Annotated in this window: 5 protein-coding genes; all 5 read right to left on the bottom strand. The window is 65.1% G+C overall.

The genetic code is table 11. The annotated features are described in order from the left end of the window. Nucleotides 1–69: 69 nt before the first annotated feature. A complete protein-coding gene (locus tag Y706_RS0103740) occupies nt 70–402 on the bottom strand; it encodes a metal-sulfur cluster assembly factor (RefSeq protein ID WP_018772973.1) in 333 nt (110 codons plus the stop codon). Between the two features lie 13 nt (nt 403–415). After that, entirely contained in the window at nt 416–1213 is a 798-nt protein-coding gene (gene sufC / locus Y706_RS0103735) for a Fe-S cluster assembly ATPase SufC (protein WP_028275515.1), read from the bottom strand. Between the two features lie 89 nt (nt 1214–1302). Next, nucleotides 1303–1662, bottom strand: a complete 360-nt coding sequence (locus Y706_RS0103730; RefSeq protein ID WP_028275514.1) for a non-heme iron oxygenase ferredoxin subunit — start codon at nt 1660–1662, stop codon at nt 1303–1305. A 31-nt stretch (nt 1663–1693) separates the two neighbouring features. Continuing rightward, nucleotides 1694–2980 carry a Fe-S cluster assembly protein SufD gene (gene sufD / locus Y706_RS0103725; protein WP_028275513.1) on the bottom strand — a complete coding sequence of 429 codons (1287 nt, stop codon included), beginning with the start codon at nt 2978–2980 and terminating at the stop codon, nt 1694–1696. Further along, nucleotides 2980–4326 (bottom strand): Fe-S cluster assembly protein SufB (sufB, locus tag Y706_RS23490; RefSeq protein ID WP_043434649.1); only part of this gene is annotated, 1347 nt, incomplete at its 5' end. The genes sufD and sufB, both read right to left, overlap by 1 nt.

The following is a 4326-nucleotide window of genomic DNA, read 5'->3' as shown; positions in this document are numbered from 1 at the left end:
AGGTGGGGCCGCCGTCGTTCACGCCCGGGCCATACCGGCCCGGACGTGCGGTAAAGCTGTGGTGCGGATCTAGATGTTGAAGCCCAGGGCGCGCATCTGGTCGCGGCCGTCCTCGGTGATCCGTTCCGGGCCCCATGGCGGCATCCACACCCAGTTGAGCCGCCAATCGTCGACAATCCCGTCCAGGGCCTTGCCGACCTGCTCCTCGATCACGTCGGTGAGCGGGCAAGCGGCGGTGGTGAGAGTCATGTCGATCAGCAGGGCGCCGTCGTCGTCGGAGTATTTCAGACCGTACAGCAGGCCCAGATCAACGATGTTCACCCCGAGTTCCGGGTCGATCACATCCTTGAGCGCCTCTTCGACATCCTCGAGGCCCGTGCGGGCCACATTGAGTTCGGTCATTGCGGAGTCCTAACTACGCCTGGGCTGCAGCCGAGGCGGCAGCGATGGTGGCCGCCCCTGCGCCGGTGGCGTAGCGGTCGTAGCCTTCGTCTTCGAGGCGGTCGGCGAGCTCCGGGCCGCCCTCTTCCACAACCTGGCCATCGACGAACACGTGCACGAAGTCCGGCTTGATGTAGCGCAGGATCCGGGTGTAGTGCGTGATGAGCAGGGTGCCCATGTTGCCTTCGCCGTGGGCGCGGTTGACGCCCTCGGAGACAACCTTGAGCGCGTCGACGTCCAGGCCCGAGTCGGTCTCGTCGAGGATGGCGAACTTCGGCTTGAAGAGCTCGAGCTGGAGGATCTCGACGCGCTTCTTCTCGCCGCCGGAAAAGCCTTCGTTGACGTTGCGCTGGGTGAAGTCGGCGTCGATGCGCAGCTGCGCCATGGCGGCCTTGACCTCCTTGGTCCACGTGCGCAGCTTGGGGGCTTCGCCGTCGATCGCGGTCTTGGCGGTGCGCAGGAAGTTGGTCATGCTCACGCCCGGGACCTCGACGGGGTACTGCATGGCCAGGAACAGGCCGGCGCGGGCGCGCTCGTCGACGCTCATGGCGAGGACGTCTTCACCGTCGAGGGTGATCGTGCCGGAGGTGACGTTGTAGCGCGGGTGCCCGGCGATGGTGGACGCCAGCGTGGACTTGCCGGAGCCGTTGGGGCCCATGATGGCGTGCGTCTCGCCGGTCCTGATGGTCAGGCTGACGCCCTTCAGGATTTCCTTGGTGCCCTGCTCGGTGTCAATGCTGACGTGCAGGTCCTTGATCTCAAGAGTCGACATGTGTCTTGTTCTCCTCTGCACCGTGCCCTCGGCACTGTGCGTTTTCTTGGCGATAAGTTTTTCTTGTGCGGGATGCCGGCTGCAGGCAGCTAGCTGAAGGTGGGAGCCTCGGCGCCGTTCAGGACGTTGGTGAAGTCCACGTAGACCTCGTCATCCAGGACGGTCACGGCAAACACGGGAACGGGATCATAGGCCGGCAGCTGGAGTGGCTCGCCGCTGCGCAGGTCGAACTGGGAGCCGTGGCCCCAGCACTCGATCTTGCAGCCTTCGACTTCTCCTTCGGAGAGGGAGATGTCCGCGTGCGAGCAGGTGTCGCCGATGGCGTGGATCTCCCCCATCGAGTCCTTCACGATCGCTACCGGGTAGTCGTCGATCAGGATCCGCAGCGCCTGCTTGAGTTGGATCTCGCTGGCGTTGCAGACTAGCTCGCCCTTTGGCTGTTCAGTCATTGATGTCGTCCGTGTTCTCTGGTGCTGCGCACTAGTGGTTGGTCGCCGCGAGTTCGCGCTCGACGGCTTCCGTGAGGCGCTCTTCGATGGCCGGAACGTTGATCTTCTGGATGATCTCGTTCAGGAACCCGCGGACCACCAGTCGGCGGGCCACTTCTTCCGGGATGCCACGGGCCATCAGGTAGAACAGGTGCTGATCATCGAATCGTCCGGTGGCGCTGGCGTGGCCGGCGCCGGCGATCAGGCCGGTCTCAATCTCAAGGTTCGGCACGGAATCGGCGCGGGCACCGTCGGTCAGGACCAGGTTGCGGTTGGCCTCGTAGGTGTCGGTGCCTTCTGCTTCCTTGCGGATCAGAACGTCACCGACCCACACGGTGTGCGCGTTGCGGCCCTGCAGGGCGCCCTTGTACAGGACGTTTGACTTACAGTTGGCCACGGCGTGGTCCACGAACAGGCGCTGCTCGAGGTGCTGGCCGGCGTCGGCGAAGTACAGGCCGAACAGTTCCACTTCGGCGCCCGGGGCGGTGAAGCGTGCCGAGGGCGTGACGCGCACGAGGTCGCCGCCGAGGCTGACCACAATGTGCTTGAACTTCGCGTCGCGGCCGAGCTTCGCCTGCTGGGAGGAGGCGTGGACGGCGTCGTCGTTCCATTCCTGGAGCGAGATGACGGTCAGCTGCGCGCCCTCCTCAACGAGGATTTCGATGTTTTCCGAGACGACGGCGGTGCCCTGGTGGTCCAGGACGACGACCGACTTGGAGAACTTTTCCGCGACGATCACGACGTGCTGCGCGGAAGCTTCGGTGCCCTGGCCGGTCAGCAGCACGCTGACCTCGCCCTCCACCTCGACCTCGGACGGGACCGTGATGACGGTGGCCTCGGCGAAGTTCTCCCAGGCGTTCGCGGAGACGCGGTCCTCGGGGATGGCGGCGGAGCCGATCCGGCGGTCGTCCCGGCCGACGGTCTCGACCCTGACGCTGTCCGGAGCGGTGACGCTCACGGCCGGCGCCGCACCGGTGAGGACCTCGGTGTGCAGGCCGCGGAGGCGCTTGAGCGGGGTGAAGCGCCAGTCCTCCTCCATGCCGGTCAGCGGTTTGAAGTCCGCCAGCTTGTAGGAGGTCAGGCGGCCGGCGCGTGAGCTGTCGGGTACGCCGACACCGCCGCCGTGCGAGTGGCGCTTGACGGCCTCGCCGGCCAGCGGCGCCTTGGACTCCGCGGCGTTCAGCGGTGAGAGGCTTTCGCCTTCCTCGGTGAAGCCGTTGATGAACGGCTGGGCTGAGGGCGCGCCGATGCGGGCCTTTTCAGTAGTGATGTCAGTCATTAACCGACCGATCCTTCCATCTGCAGTTCAATCAGTCGGTTCAGCTCGAGGGCGTATTCCATCGGCAGTTCGCGGGCAATCGGCTCGATGAAGCCGCGGACGATCATCGCCATGGCCTCGTCTTCGCGCATGCCGCGGGACATCAGGTAGAACAACTGCTCCTCGCTGACCCGCGAGACCGTGGCCTCGTGGCCCATCGTGACGTCGTCCTCGCGGATGTCAATGTACGGGTAGGTATCCGACCGGCTGATGGTGTCCACCAGGAGGGCGTCGCAGCGGACCGTGTTGGCCGAGTGCTTGGCGCCTTCGCGGACCTGGACCAGGCCGCGGTAGGCAGCACGGCCGCCGCCGCGGGCCACGGACTTGGAGATGATCGAGCTCTTGGTGTTGGGCGCGATGTGGACCATCTTGGAGCCGGTGTCCTGGTGCTGGCCTTCGCCGGCGAACGCGATGGACAGGGTCTCGCCCTTGGCGCCTTCGCCCACGAGGTAGACGGCCGGGTACTTCATGGTGACCTTGGAGCCGATGTTGCCATCGATCCACTCCATGGTGGCGCCCTCTTCGCAGATGGCGCGCTTGGTCACCAGGTTGTACACGTTGGTGGACCAGTTCTGGATGGTCGTGTAGCGGACGCGGGCGCCCTTCTTCACGATGATTTCCACGACGGCGGAGTGCAGCGAGTCCGAGGTGTAGATCGGCGCGGTGCAGCCTTCGATGTAGTGGACGTAGGAGTCCTCGTCGGCGATGATCAGCGTGCGCTCGAACTGGCCCATGTTTTCCGTGTTGATGCGGAAGTAGGCCTGCAGCGGGATGTCCACGTGGACGCCCTTGGGCACGTACACGAAGGAACCGCCGGACCAGACGGCTGTGTTCAGCGACGCGAACTTGTTATCGCCCACCGGGATGATGGTGCCGAAGTACTCCTGGAAGATCTCCGGGTGCTCGCGCAGCGCGGTGTCGGTGTCCAGGAAGATGACGCCCTGGGCTTCCAGGTCCTCGCGGATCTGGTGGTAGACCACTTCAGACTCGTACTGGGCGGCGACGCCGGAGACGAGGCGGCTGCGCTCGGCTTCCGGGATGCCCAGCTTCTCGTAGGTGTTCCGGATGTCCTCGGGCAGGTCTTCCCAGGTGGCGGCCTGCTTCTCGGTGGAGCGCACGAAGTACTTGATGTTGTCGAAGTCGATGCCGGACAGGTCCGCGCCCCAGGTGGGCATGGGCTTGCGGTCGAAGTACTTCAGGCCCTTGAGCCGGAGGTCGAGCATCCATTCCGGCTCGTTCTTCTTGGCCGAAATATCGCGAACAACGTCTTCGTCGATGCCGCGGCGGGCGTTGGCCCCGACGTCGTT

Origin of the sequence: Arthrobacter sp. I3, assembly GCF_000520575.1 — a bacterium.
In the GTDB taxonomy this organism is placed as follows: Bacteria; Actinomycetota; Actinomycetes; order Actinomycetales; family Micrococcaceae; genus Arthrobacter; species Arthrobacter humicola_A.
This window is presented reverse-complemented; position numbering and strand designations above follow the sequence as displayed.

Coding starts and splice junctions, on each gene's coding strand:
- Y706_RS0103740 (WP_018772973.1), bottom strand. CDS start 402: ATGACCGAACTCAATGTGGCCCGCACGGGCCTCGAGGATGTCGAAGAG.
- sufC (WP_028275515.1), bottom strand. CDS start 1,213: ATGTCGACTCTTGAGATCAAGGACCTGCACGTCAGCATTGACACCGAG.
- Y706_RS0103730 (WP_028275514.1), bottom strand. CDS start 1,662: ATGACTGAACAGCCAAAGGGCGAGCTAGTCTGCAACGCCAGCGAGATC.
- sufD (WP_028275513.1), bottom strand. CDS start 2,980: ATGACTGACATCACTACTGAAAAGGCCCGCATCGGCGCGCCCTCAGCC.